Origin of the sequence: Nocardia pseudovaccinii, assembly GCF_050942345.1 — a bacterium.
GTDB classification, from domain to species: Bacteria; Actinomycetota; Actinomycetes; order Mycobacteriales; family Mycobacteriaceae; genus Nocardia; species Nocardia pseudovaccinii.
This window is the reverse complement of record NZ_CP192074.1, coordinates 8,706,480-8,724,672: the sequence shown is the minus strand read 5'-3', so window position 1 is coordinate 8,724,672 and position 18,193 is coordinate 8,706,480. Positions and strand designations below refer to the sequence as shown.

Sequence of the window (18,193 nt, the reverse complement as noted above, 5' to 3'; positions counted from 1 at the left end):
CGAGGAGTAACTCATGGGCCATATCGAAGCCACCAAGGACGTCAACGCCACCCCCGACGCGCTCTGGGCGGTCGTCTCCGACCCGCAGACCTGGGACAAGTGGTTCACCATCCACGAGCGCTTCATGGAAGAGCCGCCCGCTACCTTGGCCGAGGGGGCCAAGCTGGTCGCGAAGATCGTCATGCTCGGCATGGCGAACAAGCTGGAATGGACCGTCGTCGCGGTCGAGCGGCCGAGCAAGCTCACCCTCGGCGGCACCGGAATGGCAGGGGTGAAGACCGAATTCACCTTCGATATCCAGCCCAAGGGCGATGGTGGCAGCACCATCCTGGTCTCGGGTGACTTCGAGGGCGCGCTGATCAAGGGCGCACTCGGCAAGGCGGTCGAGAAGGACGGTCTTAAGCAACTGGACCGGTCGCTCGAACAGCTCGACGCCCTGGCCTCGGCCTGATAGGGGCGGGTGATGACAGCGGAGGCCGCCGCGGCGCGGCCGGTAGAATTCGACGACAGCGGACTCGAAACCTGGTGTGAAGACGAACGTTTCGAGGTCACCGCCGAGCGGATCGCTGAATATGCCGCCGCGACCAATGATCCGATCGAGGCGCATCTGGCGGGCAAGGTGGCCTCGCCGATCTTCGGCATCGTCCCGGTGTTCGAGGCCATGATGATGCCGGTGATCGATGTCGCGCCGATGGACATCTTCGGCCGAGTCGTACACGGGGAGCAAGATTTCCACTTCTACCGCGCGATCCTGCCGGGTGACCGGCTGGTCTCGCGGGCCAAGGCGATCGGCTATGCCAGCCGTTCGAACGGCAGCACCATCACCATCCTCGTCGAATGCCGCACCGAGGCAGGGGAATTGGTGAACGAGCAGTATCTGACCGCCTTCTTCCGCAATATCGACGCGGGCAAGACGGTCGGCATCGCCGCTCCCGCACACAAGTTCGACGAGAACCTGCGGGCGCGGGAGCCGGTCGCGGTGGTGCCGCAACATGTCGATCTCGATCAGACTTACCGCTATTCGCCCGCTTCCGGTGATCCGGTGCCGCTGCATCTCGACGAGCAGGTCGCCAAGGACGCGGGTCTGCCCGGGATCATCGCGCACGGTCTGTGCACCATGGCCTTCGCATCGTGGGCCGTGCTCACCGAGGTCGCGGGCTCGGATGTCAACCGGCTGAAGCGCTTCGCGGTGCGCTTCGCCAAGATGGTCTTCCCCGGTGACGACCTGGAGACCCGAATCTGGCGGGTGGGCTCCGAAAACGGCGTCACCACCTACGCCTTCGAGACCGTCCGCGGCGAAGACGTCGTCCTGAGCGACGGTCTGGCCGAAGTCGCCGACCAACTACCGAACTGAGGAGCCACGTAGATGGGTGCATTGGAAGGACGGGTCGCCGTCATCACCGGCGCGGGGCGCGGCATCGGGCGTGAGCACGCGCTGCTGTTCGCCCGCGAAGGCGCCGCAGTCGTCGTGAACGACCTCGGCGGCAGCAATGCCGGTGAGGGTTCCGATGTCGGTCCGGCCCAGGAGGTCGTGAACGAGATCATCGCCGCGGGCGGGAAGGCGGTGGCCAACACCGATGACATCGCCACCTGGGATGGTGCGGGGAGTGTTGTCGCCCAGGCGATTTCGGAGCTAGGTGGCATCGATGTCGTGGTCAACAACGCGGGCATCCTGCGGGACGCCTTCATCGCGGGTATGGACGAGGCGCAGTGGGATGCGGTGATCGCCGTACATCTCAAGGGCCACGCCGCGGTGCTGCATCACGCGGCCGCGTACTGGAAGGCGCAGAGCAAGGCGGGCAACCAGCCGAATGCCGCGGTGATCAATACCGCGTCGGCCTCCGGAACGACCATCCCGAATGCGGGTCAGGCCAACTACGGCGCGGCCAAGGCCGCGATCGCCGCGTTGACCCTGGTCGCGGCCGATGAGCTCGCGCGCTACGGCGTCCGGGTCAATGCCATCGCGCCGATCGCGCGCACCCGGCTCACCCTGGCCACGCCCGGTATGGGCGAGATGATGGCCGCCGAGGCCGCGGCGATCGAGGACGGCGATTTCGACGCGTTCAGCCCGGCCAATATTTCTCCGCTGGTCGCCTACCTGGCGTCGGAAAAGTGCCCGATCACCGGCAAGGTTTTCGCGGTCCAGGGCGGCGCCATCTCCGAGCTGGCAGGCTGGCATGACGTGAAGACCATCGAGACCGACGGCCCCTGGCTCATCGACGATATCGCCGCTCGGCTGCCTTGATCTCGCGGGAACGTTAGGAGAACGACGATGTTCGAATGGTCCGAAACCGACGAGATGATTCGCGAGGCGGTGCGCACCTTCATCGATAAGGAGGTCCGTCCGCACCTCGACGCGCTGGAGAGCGGTGAGCTGACTCCCTACCCGATCATCCGGAAGTTGTTCAGCGACTTCGGAATCGATGCGATGGGTGGCGAGGCGGTCCAGCGGTTGCTCGCCAAGGAACGCAAGAAGGCGGCGGCGCTGGCGGCGGGCGAGCCGCTGCCCGAGAAGTCCGAAAAGTCTTCCGGCGGTAGCCCGTTCGCCGGTCAGGAATCGCTGATGGCGGTGCTGATCGGGGAGTTGTCCGGCGTCTGCATGGGGCTGGTCACCGCGATGGGGGTCAGCATCGGTCTCGGCGCGACCACCATCCTCTCGCGCGGCACGCTCGCGCAGAAGGAGCGGTGGCTGCCCGATATCGTCACCATGAAAAAGGTCGCGTCATGGGCGATTACCGAGCCCGACTCGGGTTCGGACGCATTCGGCGGCATGAAGACCTACGTCAAGCGCGACGGCGAGGACTACATCCTCAACGGTCAGAAGACCTTCATCACGAATGGTCCGTTCGCCGATGTGATGATCGTCTACGCGAAGCTCGACGAGGGCGACGGCGGCGATAAGCGGGAGCGCAAGGTGCTCACCTTCGTGCTCGACACGGGCATGGACGGCCTCACCCAGGGCAAGCCGTTCAAGAAGATGGGCCTGCATGCCTCGCCGACCGGTGAATTGTTCTTCGACAATGTGCGCCTGGGTCGGGATCGGCTGCTCGGCGAGACCGAGGAGCACAAGGGCGGCGACGGCCGGGAAAGTGCCCGCTCCAGCTTCACCGCCGAACGCATCGGTGTCGGTTTCATGGCGCTCGGCATCATCAACGAATGTCACCGGCTGTGCCTGGACTACGCCAAGAGCCGCAAGCTGTGGGGCCAGGAGATCGGCCGGTTCCAGCTGGTGCAGCTCAAGCTGGCCAAGATGGAGATCGCCCGGATCAATGTGCAGAACATGGTCTTCAACACCCTCGAGCGCGGCAAGGCGGGCAAGCCGCCGACCCTCGCCGAGGCTTCGGCCATGAAGCTCTACGCCTCCGAGGCCGCCACCGAGGTAGCCATGGACGCGGTCCAGCTCTTCGGCGGCAACGGTTACATGACCGAGTACCGGGTGGAGCAACTCGCCCGTGACGCGAAGTCCCTGATGATCTACGCGGGCAGCAATGAAATCCAGGTCACCCACATAGCCAAGGGCCTGCTCGCCCAGTAGTGCCAACGGCACATGCCCGTGGCCGTCGGCACCGCACGTGTGCGGCGGTGAACGGCATGTGCCGTGTTTCAGACCGCGCGCAAATGTGTGCGGCTGGCGTAGATATGTTCGGCTATCAGGGTCGCGATGCGGTCCGGAGCTTCGAGCATGGGGACGTGCCCGACGCCGTTGACGAGGATACGGTCGGCGGAGTCGGGCAGTTCCTGCAGGAAGCGGCGGGCGTACACGCGGTTGGGGATGATCCGGTCGTATTCGGCCATCAGCAGGCGCACCGGAGTCGGGAGGTTGGACAGGTCTTCCAGCGCGGGAGAGCGCACGGTGCCCAGGATCAACGGGATCATGGCATCGCAGTGCAGTGCGGCGGTGATCACGGCGGCGATATCGCGGCGCGCGACCGCGGCCGCGTTCTTGCTCAGCAGCAGGAGTGCGAAGCGTTGCGCGATCGGATTGTTGATCGCGAATCCGCCGAGCCGCTTACCCACCTCGACGATCGGCACCAATGACAGGAATTTCGCGCCGACGCGGAACTGGATGAGCGACGGCGACTGCCAACCGCCTGCCGGTGCGATCGCGGTCAGGGTGCGGGCCCGGCCGCGTCGGGCCAGTTCGAAGCCGACCCAGGCGCCGAGCGAATTGCCCGCGATATGGCAGGTGCGCCAGCCGAGTTCGTCGAGTTGATCCTCGATCCGGTCGGCGAGGGCATGGACATCGGTGGACCAGCCGTCGATCGGTTCGCCACCCCAGTGGCCCGCGAAGGCGGGGGCGAACACCTCGCAATGCGCGGAAAGTCGCAGCGCAACCTGTTCCCAACAGTGCGGCGAAAGCATGAACCCGTGCAGCAGCAGGACCGGATCACCGGATCCGATATGCAGCGCTTTGATCGGGGCGGGGGAGTTGGTGGTGCCTGACTTCATCGTCAATCACCCCTTCCTGGACTTCGATGTCCCGGGGGAGTTCTTCTGACCAGCATTGTACGGTCGTCAGGTGCCTTATATCATCTCGTCGATCAATGTGAACGGGGTCCGGGCGGCGACGGGCAAGACGGGCAAGGGGATGCTCGAGTGGCTGGCGGTCACCGAAGCCGACATCATCTGCCTGCAGGAGACCCGGGCAACCGATGAGCAGACCCGCGCCGCGCTCGCGCCCGCACTGGACGCGGGCTGGTATCTGACGCATGCCGAGCCGGGAGCGAAGGGGCGGGCCGGGGTCGGCATTCTGTCCCGTCGCGAACCCCGGGCCGTGCGCATCGGGCTGGGGCGCTGGCACGACGGAACCTGGCATCCCAGCGCCGAATTCGCCGGTACCGGACGCTATGTCGAGGCCGAATTCGATGAATTGACCGTGGCCAGCGTGTATGTGCACACCGGTGAGGCGGATACGCCGATGCAGGACGAGAAGTACCGCTTCCTCGACGAGATCGGCGCTCATATGCGGGCGCAGACCAGCGATTTCGTGATCTGTGGCGACTGGAATGTCGCGCACACCGAACTCGATATCAAGAACTGGAAGGGCAACCTGAAGAACTCCGGGTTCCTGCCGCAGGAGCGGGCCTGGATCGACGGCATGCTCGCCGCCGGATACGTGGACGTGGTGCGCAACCTGCATCCCGGTGTCGCGGGCCCGTACAGCTGGTGGTCCTACCGCGGCCGCGCCTACGACAACGACGCGGGCTGGCGCATCGACTACCACCTGGCCCGCGGCGAGGTGGCAGGCCGGGCGAAGGAGGCCGTGGTCGAACGCGCCGCCACCTATGCCGAGCGTTGGTCCGACCACGCGCCGGTCACGGTGCAATACCGATAAAGTTCCCGATAAAGATGATTCGCGACATGGCAGTGCTGGAGATCGGGATCGCATGAATATTTCCTCGAAGCGGGTTCGCGCCTTCGCCGCGCTCGGTGTGGCTCTACTTGCCTTGGTGATCGCACTGCTCGCCTCGCGTGGCGGCGGGGACAGCAAGCCGACCGCGGCCTCGATCACCTCCACCACACGCAGCGCGAGCGTGGCGGTTCCGGCGCGCGGCCCGGATGTGACCACCACATCCACCGTTCGAGCCCCCGGCGTACCGGACCGCGCCTACGCGACTCTTGTCGAGATCGACGCGGGCCGCTGGCCGGATTCGGCGAACGCGTCCGGCACCAAGGGCGGTGAGCGCTGGATGAACCGCGGGGGCACCCTGCCCGCCAAGGATTCGGCGGGCAAAGCCATCACCTACCAGGAATGGGATGTGAACCCGAAGCAGCCCAACCGTTCCCGCGACGCCGAACGCATTGTCACCGGCAGCGACGGTTCCGCCTGGTACACCGGTGACCACTACGAAACCTTCACGAGGATGCGCTGATGACAGTTCCGTTATCGCAGTTCCTTGCCCGTCCCGAGGCCCGGCGGCCCACCGACGCGCCTTCGGCACCGACCGCCGTGGTGGGTGCCCTCCCTGTGGACGCCCCGACACTGAGCGGCGTGCGCTACGACGCACCCGTCGACTACGCGGTGCGTGAACTGCGCGGGCTCAAGATGCGCACCACCGCACGCGTTTTCGACGAATTCGCGGCCGCGTTCCAATTTCCGTACTACTTCGGCGCGAACAAGGACGCCTTCGACGAATGCCTGCGTGATCTCGATGATTTCGTCGGCCCCGCCGCCGGATATGTTGCCGTGATCCGCGATTCGGCCGATCTGCTGATCGACGAACTGGAAGAACGCACATGGTTCACCGAAGCCATGCGCGAGGCCGCCGACTACTGGTCCACAAAGGGCCTGGCCTTCCGAGTCGTCCTCCAAGGCGAACCACCCGACCCAGCCATCGTCCGCCTGAGCCCATAGCGCCGAGGACAGTCGAATGGTGGCTGTCAGGCTCGGGAAACAACCATTCGACTACCGTCGATGCGGTGTTCAGGTGAGGCGGCGGGCGAGGTCCTCGCCGAGGAGGACGAAGACGTCGGTGGTGTGGTCGATCAGTTCGTCGCGGGTGAGGGGGAGGTCGTTCTGTAGCCAGGCGGTGAGGGTTTGGACCAGGCCGCCGACCAGGTAGGTGGCGCGGAAGTCGATGGTGGGCTCCGGATTCGGGTCGGTGATGCCGTAGAAGTCGATGCCCTCGGCGGCGACGATGCGGGCGAAAACCCGCACGGTCTGATTCGTGCGGGCGCGCAGTTCCGGCGTCGCCATGCCCGCGACCAGCGCGACATGCGCCTTGCGCGGATCATCGGTGAGCAGATGAATGCCCGCCGAGATCGCGGCATGCGCCTTGGCGCGAGTGTCGGAAGGTGCGGTTTGCAGCGCACCGATGATCGCCCCGGCCAGTTCCTCCGCGATCCGATCGATGAGCGCGGCCAGTACCGCGTCGCGGCTGTCGAAGCTTTCGTAGTAGTAGCGCTCGTTGAGTCCGGCCTGCGCGCACAGCCCGGAGACGGTGAGCTTGGTGATGCCCTGGGTGCCGATGATCTCCAGTGCGGCATCGAGCAGCGCCGCGCGCCGCTGGGCACGGCGCTCGTCGGCTGAGACGCCGCCGTAGGACCGTTTTGCTGGCCCGCTCGTCGTCCGGCCGCCGCCCGCTGTGGGGTCGCTGGGCGATGCCGACTTACTCGGCGTCCGGCCACCAACGCCCGTCGCTCGACCACCACCCCGCACGGAACCGCTTCGCGATGCAGTCATATCGCGATTCTGGCACGGGTGTGGTTGCGGCCGACCGGATCGCGATCCGGTTCGGTCGCGGTCAGATCCGGGACGGGCACAATCTGGTGGAGACTATTGCCAGATTATGAATTCTGGGGGATTCTATTGCCAGATGCTGTGGATCCCGGCCCGCGCCGGGATGACGGGTGATCCGGATCGCCGAAGCCCGATGCGTCCGACGGTGCGCTCAACGAGGAGGCAGCGATGTCCCAGACCGGCTACTTCGCCGATAATTCGATGGCCCGACGAGTCATGAGCAAGCGCGCGGTGGGGCTCACCTATGGCCAGCGCGCCCTGGTGATCGGCGCGGTCAATCCGCTGCTGTATGTCGGAACCGCCGAGAACACCGAGCATCGGATGACCCCGTACTCGCGACTCGCGTTGACCGGCAAGCTCTTCGAGGCCGTCTTCCTCGGCAGCAAGGACGAGGCGGACCGCGCGCTCGCCTTCACCACGAAGAAGCACGCGAAGGTTGTCGGCGCACTGCCCGAGGAGGCGGGCCCGCACCATCCGGCGGGCACCGGCTACTCCGCGCTCGACCCGCATCTGATGTACATGACCATGGCCTTCGCCTTCGACTCGGCTGAGGTGATGCACGATCTGCTGGTCCGCTCGCTGACCGGGGGCGAACGCGAGGGCCTGTACCAGGACTACGTCCGCTGGGGCGAGCTGTTCGGCATGCCGCGCGAGGCTGCGCCCGGCAGTTACCCGCTGTTCCGCGAATCTTTCGACGACTACCTCGCCTCGGACGAGCTGTTCCTCACCGATGAGGCCCGGCTGGTCGGTTCGTATCTGGCCGGTCAGCGCGTGCCCTATCCGCAGCGCGGGCCGATACGCCCGGTCGTCGACGCGTTCTACCTGCTGGTGCAGGGCAGTCTGCCGCCGCGCATCCGCGATATGTACGGGATGCGCTGGGGGCTGCCCGAGCAAATCGCGTTCCGCGCGCTCGCCCAGGGCGTGCGCACCGCGCATATCGCCCCGCCGCTGGTTCCGCCGGTGCTGCGCGGAACGCTGGCCGGTCCGAGCGCACCGGTCTACAAGCTGTTGTCCAAGCGGGAACGCGAACTGCACAGCACCGGCCGCCCGAGCATGCCCGGTGTCGACCCACGCAACTGGGCGGCGCGAAATTCCGCGTGACCGCGGCGTGAGCGACGGGCCCGGAGGCGGTAGCGGAGCGTAACCACGGAGGGACCCGCGAACGCCGCCGATCGAACACCGCATGCGAAGATCGGGACATGTCCAGTCCTGCTCAGACGAACCCGGCCGCTGAACGCAAACAGCGGGTGCTGTCCGGGATCCAGCCCACCAGCGCGTCCTTCCATCTCGGCAACTACCTTGGCGCGCTGCAGTACTGGGTGACCATGCAGGACGACTACGACGCCCTCTATTTCATCCCGGATATGCACGCGATCACCGTGTCGCAGGATCCGAAGGAACTGCGCAGGCGCACCAAGGCGGCGGCCGCGCAGCTGCTCGCGCTCGGTATCGATCCCAAGCGCTCCACCCTCTTCGTGCAGAGCCAGGTGCCCGAGCATGCCGAGCTGACCTGGGTGCTCAGCTGCATCACCGGATTCGGCGAGGCCAGCCGGATGACCCAGTTCAAGGACAAGTCGGTCAAACAGGGCGCGGAGAACGCCAGCGTCGGACTGTTCACCTATCCGGTGCTGATGGCCGCGGACATCCTGCTCTACCGTGCGCATCAGGTGCCGGTCGGCGAGGATCAGCGCCAGCATCTCGAGCTGACCCGAAATCTGGCCCAGCGCTTCAATACTCGGTTCAAGAAGACCTTCGTGGTGCCGGAGGCGCATATCGTCAAGGGCACCGCGAAGATCTACGACCTGCAGGATCCGACGTCGAAGATGAGCAAGTCGGCCTCCACCGACGCCGGTCTGATCAACCTGCTCGACGATCCGAAGATCACCGCCAAGAAGATTCGCTCCGCGGTCACCGATACCGAGCGCGAAATCCGCTACGACCCGGAAAACAAGGCGGGTGTCAGCAATCTGCTGGTGATCCTCAGTTCGCTGAGCGGCACTCCGATCGTCACGCTGGAACGCGACTATGCCGGTAAGGGTTACGGCGATCTGAAGTCCGACGTCGCCGACGCGCTGGTCGAATTTGTCACCCCGCTGCGGGCGAAGGTGGAAGAGTATTTGGCAGATCAGGGCGAACTCGACCGCATCCTCGACGCAGGTGCCGAGCGGGCGCGTGAGATTGCTGGCAACACTCTGGCGCAGGTTTACGACCGGGTGGGGTTTTTGGCTCGCTAACGGGGGAATACCGCTAGCGACCGCTTGTCGACCGTCACCGCGCGGTCTCTGTTCAAGGGGCGTGACAGATGCAGGTGATCGACAACATCAAGGCGGCGCTCGAACGGCGGATCCAGTCGCGGCCGTGGCTGGATCACCTCATCCGCGCGGGCGGCAATTATCAGCGGCAACGCGGTGATTACTACGCGGCCGGGATCACGTATTTCACTGTGCTGTCGCTGTTTCCGCTGTTGATGGTCGCTTTCTCGATCGCGGGCTCCGTGCTGTCGGGTGACCCGGAAATGCTCACCGAACTGCGGAACAAGATCATCGAGAACATTCCGGGGTCGCTCGGCGGCCAGCTCAATGATCTGATCGATCAGGCGGTTCGATCGCGCGGCACGGTCGGCGTGCTCGGCCTGCTCGTCGGCGTCTACACCGGACTCGGCTGGATGGCCAACCTGCGGGCGGCACTGACCGAACAGTGGGAACAGAAGACCCCGGAAGGCAATTGGTTCCTCAGCAAGCTCTCCGACCTGGGGGCGCTGATCGGTCTCGGTCTGGCCTTCGTGGTCTCGATCGGCCTGTCCACGCTGGCGTCGAGCACCCTCGGCGCGCGGCTGCTGATCACGTTCCGCCTGTCGGAGTTGCCGGGCGCGCGACTGATGCTGGTGCTCATCTCGATACTGCTCGGCTTCCTCGCGTCGTGGGCGGTGTTCGTCTGGATGATCGCGCGCCTGCCCCGCGAGCCGGTCACCTTGCGCAGCGCCGCACGGGCGGCGGCGATTGCCGCGGTGGTCTTCGAGCTCTTCAAATACGTCGCGTCGTTCTACTTGCAGATGGTGCTGCACAGCCCCGCTGGCGCGGTATTCGGATCGATCATCGGTCTGATGGTGTTCAGCTACACCACCTATCGCATTCTCTTGTTCGCAACCGCTTGGGCCGCAACGGCATCGGAGAACGAGCCGGAAGCCGAAATCCCCCCACCAGCCCCCGCCGTGATCAAACCCCGCGTGAGCGCGCCAGGTCTTTCGATGGGTACCGGAGCAGCCTACTTCGGCGCGGGTGCCCTTGCGGCGCTTGTACTTTCGGGTCTGCGTCGCCGCTGAGCCGGATGCTGCCAGCGCCCGGATACCGCCTCTTCGAAGGGCGCATCCTCGCCGCCACCTCGGGTCCAGATCTTCGCGACTTCGGCTCGATCCCTCACCTCAGCGGCGGTAAGACGCGCGCCGTGCGGCTCAAGCACCCTCGCGATTGGAATGAGGATCCGGAAGAGTCAGGACTTGCCAGTTTCCGCGTTTGCAGTGAAAGCGCACCGTCGAATGCAGCCTGCTGATCGATTCGGGAATCGCCATGATGTCCATCTCGACTCGGTACCCCGACTCGCGGAAAGCGGCAGCGAAATTGTGTGCATCGTCGGGAAGGTTGATACCGATCTCGAGTAAGACGTCGGCACGTTGCCCGATCGCGTACTCGACGGCCAGAGCCGTCCAGCCCATCGCATCCCACATGACGAGGTCGGCGGCGCGGCGGTCGTCCGCCAGCACGAGATCCCAGCTCCTGGGATGGTAGGCAGACAACAGTTCTGGATCGATGACCGCTGCGCCATTGCGATCGGCTCGGCCTTCCCACAGCTTTCGGATCGCTGTGGTCTTTCCCGAACCAGGCGGTCCGGCGACAATGATCGCGGTCGGCCGATTACGCGATTGCAGGCTGCTGAAAAGCTCCGGAGCTATCTTTCTCTCGAAGACCCAACGATGCTCTCCGCGAGAAAGTCGATAGTTGTCGGGATCGGGTCGCCTGCGCGATCCGAGTCCTGCGCTCAAATCCGCCAAACGGCCTCCGCAGGTTCGAATCGTGCTGGCTATCAACGCATGATCCGCCGTTGCGAGACCGCCGAGGTGAGCCAAATATGTTCGTCGCGATCCGTGCGTATCACCGGATGTGACGAGGTCGGCCGGGCCGCCGTGCTCGGACAGCCATTCGTTTGCCGAACAAGCGGCAATCAGGCTGCTGATAATGTCCACGGCTGCTTCGTAATACAGTGCGTCGTCCCAATCCGCGCCAGAGGCATCAGTCCCGGCGTGGATCAGTTTCTTTCCGATAAGGGTGTCGGCGGCTCGGTTGAAGTCCGCGATCGACTCGGCCGCACCCTCAGGTGTGCTGTTCCGCAGGTAGAAGTGCCGTCGTAATTCAACCGCCCGGGCTGAGGTTTCCGACCGTGCGCCGATCAGTTCCGCTATCCGATCTGCCCAGAGGTCGAGTGCTACCGGGCCGCCCGGATCTTGATCCACCAAACTGGGCTCCGCGAGGTCGGACGGGAAGAATGCCGGATTGCCGAGATAATGCCCGATCCCACTCGCACGGGGAACCAGCAATGGCACGCCCGAGCTCAGCGCGTCCAAGCCGACGAGGCCGAAATGCTTGACGCCGGACGGCATGATGACCAAATCGGCACTGCGGATGTCGGCGAGTATTTCACCGCGATCGACGGTGAACGGTTTCACATCGACATGACGTTCAGCGACGCTGGAGAGTAATTGTCTTGCGGACCACACACATTCGGGCGGAGCGCCGCGCACGGTCAATCCGACGTCGAGCCCCTTCGCGTTCAGTAGCCGGACAATCCGTGCCGCCTCGATCGGGCCCTTCCGTGAATCCTCGATACGGTCGAACAGCACCACAGTGAACGGTGCGGCCTGAGGTCGGGTCATTGTGGCCACTTCTCCACTATTGGCGGCCGACGAAGGTCTGATCGAGCACTTCCCATGACAGGTCGGTGGCAACCTGGGCGAGTTCTTCACCGGCCCTGCTCGGTCCGAATGCCGATCCGCGCGACAGTCGTGCCGCCAGCTCACGAAGCAGGCCGCCGATGATCATGCCGCGCAGTTCTGTCAGGCGAACCTCGCGATCCGGCTCGCCGGGTGGACGATCGTCGATTACCCGATCACCGGCAAGCTCGCGGCGAATGTTCGCGGCTTCTTCGTCGAGGGTGACAGGTGTCTTGGTCCCCTGGGTGTAGTCGAACCGGGTCAGCAGATGTAGAGCGGGGTCCCGAATCGGATCGCCGGTATCCGGCGTTCCGGGCGGACCGTCGCCGCGGACGGCGTGGTGCATGGCTTCGAGCGCGCTTCTCAACATCTGCGGGTTGCCTTCGGCATCATCGAGAACATCGAGAAGCCTGATGGCGACGTTGCGCAACTCCTCGTATCGCTGTGCGAGCGGGGCAGGTTCGGTCATCGGCTACGTTTCCTCCTGTTCCTCATTGCGGGCCCGCGGGACCTCGGCGGGTCCCGCTAGAGCTTCCAGCAGCGACTCCGCGGCGGCGAGCCAGGTACGGTTCTGTTCCCGAAGGTAATCCTGAATTCGCCGGGCGCGCTCCCATGAGCCGGGTTGATCGCGAAGCGCGTGCTCCAGGCGGTCTGCCCATCGCTCGATGGGGATCTCATCTTCGAATCCCTGCTCGACCAAGCTGTGGCGAGTGAGGTTGCCGGGGAACAGGTTCGGGTCGCCGAGGAACCTACCGACACCGCTCGTGCTCGGCAGCAGGACAGGAACACCGGCGCCCATCGCTTCTGTTCCAACCAGACCGAAGTGCTCCCCGCGCGAAGGCATGATCATGATGTTCGAGTCTCGAAGATCGGACAGGATGTCGGCGGGGTCTGTCGTGTATGGACGAATGTCGACCAGCCTACCCACGGCTTCGGAGAGCATGTGCTGGGTACGCGCCACCTGCTCGGGCGGAACTCCCCGGACGATCAGATCGACATCGAGCCCCCTCTCGTTGAGGAGCCGGATCATCTCTGCTCCCTCGAGGACTCCCTTTCGCGGAGAGTCGGCCCGGCCCACGAGTAGCACTTTGAGCGGTCCTTCTGCTTCCCGCGGCGGTATCTGTTCCGCGAACGGAACACCCGGGATCAGCTCGTGAACGATCGGGTCGCTCTCCGACATGTTCGCCAGCCTGTGCACGTCCTCCGCAATCGCGGGCCCGACCCCTACCGCGACATCGGACGTCGACACCAGGTCCATTTCCATCTGCTGAAGGCGCAGCCCCTCGGCTGGTCGGCCCTTCACTCGACCGTCGGACTCGTTGATCATGTGCACGATGTGTACGAGTTTGGCGTCCGGATAGAGTTCGTCGCGCACTTCCCGGGCCGCGAACCCGGAGAACCGGCTGTGCCCGATCACTACGTCGACGTCCGGCGGCAGCGCCGCGCGGTCCGAGGTCGCAGGGGCATCCTCGATGCGGGGCTGGCCGACGATCCTCAGGCGACTACCGCCCTCGTTGCCGGTGACGTCATGATCGACGCGGACGGTCACATCGTTGCCCGCCTCCGCGAGCGCGGTGCTGAAATCTGTATTGAAGGATACGATCCCGCCCTTGGCCCGTCCCCACTCGTCGATCATCACCAGAATTCGCAAGCCCGCCTTGTCGGCTGCCTGCCTTATCGCCAGGTCCTCGGTTGCCTTTTCGTACTCGCGGTCATGCTCCGGCGGAGGTGATAGGTCGTCCGGCGGCAGGGGAGTGGGCTCGCCGGACGGTGGGCGTGCGGGGTCGTCCGGCCCCTCGAGCCAAGGGCGCGCCGCAGTCTCGGCCGCATCGGTTTCGCGCGCCAGTTGCTCCCAGGTATGCGCATTGTCCGGATGGTCGAGGGCCTGCTGGGCCAGCCGATCGCGCACCGAACGCAGTTGCCTGCGAAAGTTGTTCTTCTCGTCCTCGGTCCATGGACGGTTGCGCTCCCGGTCCAGCGTCTCCGCCGCTCGATGCGGGTGGGTCCACTCGCCATCCGGCGATCGGGAGTTTTCGTGCAGCACGCCGTCACGGTCGCGGATTTTCAAATCGTCGAGCCGGACCGGAGGTTCGGGCGACTCGAGCTGCCGGACCATCTCCTCGGAACCGGCGTACGACGCATCATGAAGGAACGGCGGGGTGTAGCGATGGACACCGTCCTCGCGTTCGTCCAGATATCGGGAAATGGTGGACAGACGGCTCTGGTGCTCCGAGACCGCCAGTATCTCAGCCTTCGCGGTGTAGCCATGACTCACGAAATTCCGCATGACCTCGGCTTCGGCAGCCGGCTTGGCGAGCGCGAATTCGAGAACGACGTGGTATCGATTCGCGATCGCGTGGTCCATCGACATGCGGAACCAGCGGCCGATTTCCGGCGTGATGTGCCGGACCCCATCGTGATCCGTGCCCGCCATCAACTCCGCGTACTTCGGGTGGAACCTGAAGAAGTCGTCCGCCGTGAGATGGACCGCGCCACCGCGCCCCTCGAAGGAATCCAGGAGTTGCCGTATCGCGGTGGACTTCCCGGCCCCCATCTGACCGCCGACGACAACCAGCTCCGGCCTGTCGGATTCGGGGACGCGCTCTGCACCGGTGAGCATTTCGGGAATGATCTGCTCGTGGAAGATCTGCTGGATCTGGTCGTCGGTGAGTACGTATTCGGCGGGGCGCGTTTTCCGAGTGGGGGCCGGTGGATCGTCGCCCGGAGTGTTCTGCTCCGGAGTGCGGCGCTCCTCCGGTACCGGTCCTTCCGTATTCCGGCCGACGGGATCGAGCGCAGCGGGCCCGGCCCGGTGGGTTTCCGATCGCTGCGCGTCGCCTGCTAGGACTGGATGATTCCGCCCTTCGGCCAGCTGCCTTCCGTCCGAACCCGGTGCAGTATCCGGCCTGCCGTCGCCCGCAGCAGGCCGTCGGCCCGGCTGTTTGTCGTGCGAAATTCCCGGGTCTGCTTGTCGATCAGCAGATTTCGATCCAGGTTGCCCTCTGTCGTCCCGAACCGGTACTCGACCTGAGTCGTGTCCTCCCGTACCCGGTCGTAGAACACCAGCAGCGCCATTGTCGTCCTTCCACAGCGTGTCGTATCGTTCACCGGTTCGATCCGGAATATCGGTCTCCCAGTTGTACCGCTGGTTGGCGAACGCATGTGCCTCGGGATAGGTCGCCTCGGGATGCTCGCGCAGGTAGTTCGACTCGGCGAGTTCATGCTCGAGCATGATGAGGTCCTGTTCGAGCGGGCGGCCCGCGCGCAGCCGAATCCACGCCTCGGCCTGATCCGCGGACGGGTCGAACCGGGCCCTGGTGAATCCGCCGCTGTCGTAGTCGCGCAGCAGATGCTCGTCACGCATCAGGTGGTTCTTGATCTGCGCGATTTCGCTGCGGGAGAAGCCGGTTGACCCGTCGGCGCGCGGTACGCGGGCGAGGTTCGAGCTGATCTCCGCCACATCGGCGTCGTCGCGGCGGAACCGGTCGTAGGCTTCGGCCGCCCATGCGTCGTCGAAACCGGGATCGCGTGGACGAAGCGCTCCACCGGACTGCATCCAGTCGCCTTCGAGGCCATGGGTGTCCCCGGTGCCGGGATCAGCCGGTGCACGATCATGGGCCTCGTCCGAGGCAACGGCGGTGTCGGTCGGCGGGCGCGAGTGCGAGGGCTCGCCGGAGCCGATGGCCGGTTCGCTCTCGCGCACCGGTGACTCGATCGGGGCAGCTCGGGACTCGGGCACTTCCGATGCGGCGACCGGCTTCGATTCCACGCCCGAGACGCTGGGGGCTGCGGGCTTGTCCTGTTGTGCCGCAGCTATGTTGGCGTTGCGATCGGAAGTCCCCGAATCGCCGAGACCCGCGCGCGCGACAGCTCCGTCGGCAGTGCTGTGTTGAGCGTTCGCCGTCGTATCCCGGGGCCCGCCAGCGCGTTCGGCTGCGACCGGGCTTGTGGTGCGCGCCGACGGCATCGCTCTGCCGCCGCTGTCGGTAGTCGCGGCCGGTGCTCGATCCACCGGCGTGGCTCTTGTGCTCGAATCCGCTGATCCGGCACGGGATTCCGTGCTCGTTGCGCTGGTTGTTTCTCCGGCCGAGTGCGCCGCAGTGCTCGGGTGGGCGGTACTGCCGTCATACGGCGCCGCCTGGTTCCATTCCTTGCGCAACGACTCGAGCCGAGCGACATGCTGGTCGCTGTAGCCGCCGTTGTTTGTCGCCTCGGTCCGAACCGCGTCGACTTTCGAATAGTACGCCGCGGCATGGTCCTGTTCGGACCGAGAAAGGTGATCGAACTTGTCCGGATGGGTATCTCTGCTCAGGGAACGGGCCAGTAACCTGCCTTCGGCATTGGATTCCGCGCTGACGACACCGGGTTTCTCGGAGGCGGCAAGGGGAGATTCGCCGCCGGTTGACGCGGTACCTCGGGCGCCGCGCGGCGCCTGGGCGTGTAATCCGCCCATAGCTCCCATGGCCGCGCCCATGGTGAGCAGGCGTGGATCGAATGAGGTGTCGATCTTGCTCCAGTCCAGACCGCCGTGGGCCAACTGGCCACCGACCTGCCAGGCGATTCCGGCGCCGTACATCCCCAACCCGCCCGCCGCACCTCCGAGAGTGTGGCTGAAAAGCCGACTCAATGTGGGCGACAAGGCCGTTCGCCCTAGCAGATTGCCCAAGCCCATCGACACCGGCGCACCGACGAGTCCTGCTGCCCCGAACTCGAGGCCCGTTTTCAGGGTTTGTGACAGATCGAATCCGTCGTCGCGGTGCCCCGCTGCCAATTGGTAGCCCTGGATGCCGACATCCAGACCGATCCCGAACCCGCCGGCCTTCAGCCCCGCGATGGCGATCTGTTTGAGGTAGGGCTTCAGCAGATTCCGCAGGCCGACCGCACCGGCTTCCAGGGCGAGTTGCCTGGCGCCCTGTTCACCGGCGATGGTGACGGCCTCGCGACCGGCGGCGAGTGCCAGCGGGACCGCGGCCTCGCCCCAGGGCCAGCTCGCGATCAGCGTGTAGACGGTATACGCGGTGATCCCGGCGAATACGGCTTCCTGGATCTTCGTGTATTCCAGTGTGGTGCCAGCGTTTCGGGTGGCGTGGCCGAGCTCGGTGAGCCCGTCGGCAAGTTTCTGGATCGAGTTCGGACCGTTGTCGAACAGCGTGGCGAATTCGCGGGCCGCCGCGGTGGCGCCATCACCGGTATAGAACTTCTGGGTGGCGTCGGTGACGCTTTTCAGGTCCGGCTCGATCTGTTCCAGTTCCGCGGCAGCCTGTTTCCAAGCGTCACCGAGATCGAACAGGTCGTCTTCGCTGCCTTCGGGGTATGCCTGCCCGAAGTTGAGCCCTTGCAGTATCCAGTCGGGGATCCACTCCCAGAGTGCGGTGATCGATGACATAGGAACCTAGGCGCCGCGATGCCGAACTCACCAGGAACGTTCGACAATGGAAGGTTCATCCTGCGAAGACTTTTCGTGGTTCCACTGCTCGACGTTGCTGAACTCCATCGGAGTGTCCGCGTCCTCTTGGGCCGGTCCTGTGCTCATGCGGTCGTGCGATTCCGGGGGTGCGGTCGAGACCTCTGGCGGCGTCGGCACCATATCGGGAACATCAGGCAGACCGGGAACCAACTCCGACAGCTTCGGGATGCGCGCCTGACCTTGTTTCAGTGAGCTCAAGAGTTCTCGAGTCCTGCGCTGCACTTCAGCCGCCGCATTCTGGGCGGCCGTCGTGACCGCACGCGCGATCTCGGCGTAGCTCAGTTCGTCGACGTTGTCGGCGAACTTGATCTCGATCACCACACTGTTGGCGTTGACGACCACGCTGACCCGTCCGGCGGCCGCGGAGGCTGTCGCGGTCAGCCGCGCCTGCTCTTCCTGCGCGCGCGCAATCGATTCCATGCCGCTGCGCACAGAATCCATCAGCTCGGCCAGCCTGGCCTTGGCCATCTCGTTCGACATCCGGCTTCCCCTTGCCTGCCCA

16 protein-coding genes are annotated in these 18,193 nt (G+C 65.2%); 10 read left to right on the top strand and 6 right to left on the bottom strand.

The window, feature by feature from the left end:
• Window positions 1-13 precede the first annotated feature (13 nt).
• Genes ACQPZ2_RS39420 through ACQPZ2_RS39405 form a run of 4 tightly spaced genes read left to right on the top strand, consistent with a single transcriptional unit; the run spans window position 14 to window position 3,535 of the window.
• Window positions 14-451 (top strand): type II toxin-antitoxin system Rv0910 family toxin, encoded by a 438-nt coding sequence (locus ACQPZ2_RS39420; protein ID WP_433523040.1) that lies wholly within the window; start codon window positions 14-16, stop codon window positions 449-451.
• Window positions 452-463: 12 nt separating this feature from the next.
• Window positions 464-1,354 carry a MaoC/PaaZ C-terminal domain-containing protein gene (locus ACQPZ2_RS39415; RefSeq protein ID WP_433523039.1) on the top strand — a complete coding sequence of 297 codons (891 nt, stop codon included), beginning with the start codon at window positions 464-466 and terminating at the stop codon, window positions 1,352-1,354.
• A gap of 12 nt (window positions 1,355-1,366) precedes the next feature.
• Window positions 1,367-2,245 (top strand): SDR family oxidoreductase, encoded by an 879-nt coding sequence (locus ACQPZ2_RS39410; RefSeq protein WP_433523038.1) that lies wholly within the window; start codon window positions 1,367-1,369, stop codon window positions 2,243-2,245.
• A 27-nt stretch (window positions 2,246-2,272) separates the two neighbouring features.
• A complete protein-coding gene (locus ACQPZ2_RS39405; protein ID WP_433523037.1) occupies window positions 2,273-3,535 on the top strand; it encodes an acyl-CoA dehydrogenase family protein in 1,263 nt (420 codons plus the stop codon).
• A gap of 68 nt (window positions 3,536-3,603) precedes the next feature.
• Here the strand turns inward: ACQPZ2_RS39405 and ACQPZ2_RS39400 are convergent, their stop codons facing one another.
• Window positions 3,604-4,449, bottom strand: a complete 846-nt coding sequence (locus tag ACQPZ2_RS39400) for an alpha/beta fold hydrolase (protein ID WP_063038926.1) — start codon at window positions 4,447-4,449, stop codon at window positions 3,604-3,606.
• A 70-nt stretch (window positions 4,450-4,519) separates the two neighbouring features.
• Here ACQPZ2_RS39400 and ACQPZ2_RS39395 point away from each other — a divergent pair, with 70 nt between their 5' ends.
• From ACQPZ2_RS39395 to ACQPZ2_RS39385, 3 genes are read left to right on the top strand one after another with little or no spacing between them, the layout of a single operon-like run.
• Window positions 4,520-5,335 carry an exodeoxyribonuclease III gene (locus ACQPZ2_RS39395; protein WP_433523036.1) on the top strand — a complete coding sequence of 272 codons (816 nt, stop codon included), beginning with the start codon at window positions 4,520-4,522 and terminating at the stop codon, window positions 5,333-5,335.
• 52 nt (window positions 5,336-5,387) lie between these two features.
• Window positions 5,388-5,873 carry a ribonuclease domain-containing protein gene (locus ACQPZ2_RS39390; RefSeq protein WP_433523035.1) on the top strand — a complete coding sequence of 162 codons (486 nt, stop codon included), beginning with the start codon at window positions 5,388-5,390 and terminating at the stop codon, window positions 5,871-5,873.
• On the top strand, window positions 5,873-6,355 hold the full coding sequence (locus ACQPZ2_RS39385; RefSeq protein WP_433523034.1) for a barstar family protein: 483 nt from the start codon (window positions 5,873-5,875) through the stop codon (window positions 6,353-6,355). The genes ACQPZ2_RS39390 and ACQPZ2_RS39385 overlap by 1 nt, the downstream gene beginning before the upstream one ends.
• A gap of 69 nt (window positions 6,356-6,424) precedes the next feature.
• Here the strand turns inward: ACQPZ2_RS39385 and ACQPZ2_RS39380 are convergent, their stop codons facing one another.
• Window positions 6,425-7,183: a TetR/AcrR family transcriptional regulator gene (locus ACQPZ2_RS39380; RefSeq protein WP_433523033.1), complete on the bottom strand. Its 759-nt coding sequence runs from the start codon at window positions 7,181-7,183 to the stop codon at window positions 6,425-6,427.
• A 225-nt stretch (window positions 7,184-7,408) separates the two neighbouring features.
• On the opposite strand from ACQPZ2_RS39380, the gene ACQPZ2_RS39375 reads away from it, so the two are divergent.
• The 3 genes from ACQPZ2_RS39375 (at window position 7,409) to yhjD (ending at window position 10,562) form a co-directional block, all read left to right on the top strand.
• Entirely contained in the window at window positions 7,409-8,341 is a 933-nt protein-coding gene (locus tag ACQPZ2_RS39375; protein ID WP_433523032.1) for an oxygenase MpaB family protein, read from the top strand.
• A gap of 98 nt (window positions 8,342-8,439) precedes the next feature.
• On the top strand, window positions 8,440-9,474 hold the full coding sequence (trpS, locus tag ACQPZ2_RS39370) for a tryptophan--tRNA ligase (RefSeq protein WP_063038920.1): 1,035 nt from the start codon (window positions 8,440-8,442) through the stop codon (window positions 9,472-9,474).
• A 68-nt stretch (window positions 9,475-9,542) separates the two neighbouring features.
• Window positions 9,543-10,562, top strand: coding sequence for an inner membrane protein YhjD (yhjD, locus tag ACQPZ2_RS39365; protein WP_433523031.1), 1,020 nt, complete (start codon window positions 9,543-9,545; stop codon window positions 10,560-10,562).
• A 129-nt stretch (window positions 10,563-10,691) separates the two neighbouring features.
• Here yhjD and ACQPZ2_RS39360 read toward each other — a convergent pair whose 3' ends face one another.
• The 4 genes from ACQPZ2_RS39360 to ACQPZ2_RS39345 are packed head-to-tail and all read right to left on the bottom strand — an operon-like array spanning window position 10,692 to window position 18,171.
• A complete protein-coding gene (locus ACQPZ2_RS39360) occupies window positions 10,692-12,167 on the bottom strand; it encodes a zeta toxin family protein (protein ID WP_433523030.1) in 1,476 nt (491 codons plus the stop codon).
• A 16-nt stretch (window positions 12,168-12,183) separates the two neighbouring features.
• Window positions 12,184-12,693, bottom strand: a complete 510-nt coding sequence (locus ACQPZ2_RS39355) for a hypothetical protein (protein ID WP_433523029.1) — start codon at window positions 12,691-12,693, stop codon at window positions 12,184-12,186.
• A 3-nt stretch (window positions 12,694-12,696) separates the two neighbouring features.
• Window positions 12,697-17,610: a zeta toxin family protein gene (locus ACQPZ2_RS39350; RefSeq protein ID WP_433523028.1), complete on the bottom strand. Its 4,914-nt coding sequence runs from the start codon at window positions 17,608-17,610 to the stop codon at window positions 12,697-12,699.
• A gap of 27 nt (window positions 17,611-17,637) precedes the next feature.
• Window positions 17,638-18,171 carry a YbaB/EbfC family nucleoid-associated protein gene (locus ACQPZ2_RS39345; protein WP_433523027.1) on the bottom strand — a complete coding sequence of 178 codons (534 nt, stop codon included), beginning with the start codon at window positions 18,169-18,171 and terminating at the stop codon, window positions 17,638-17,640.
• Window positions 18,172-18,193 lie beyond the last annotated feature (22 nt).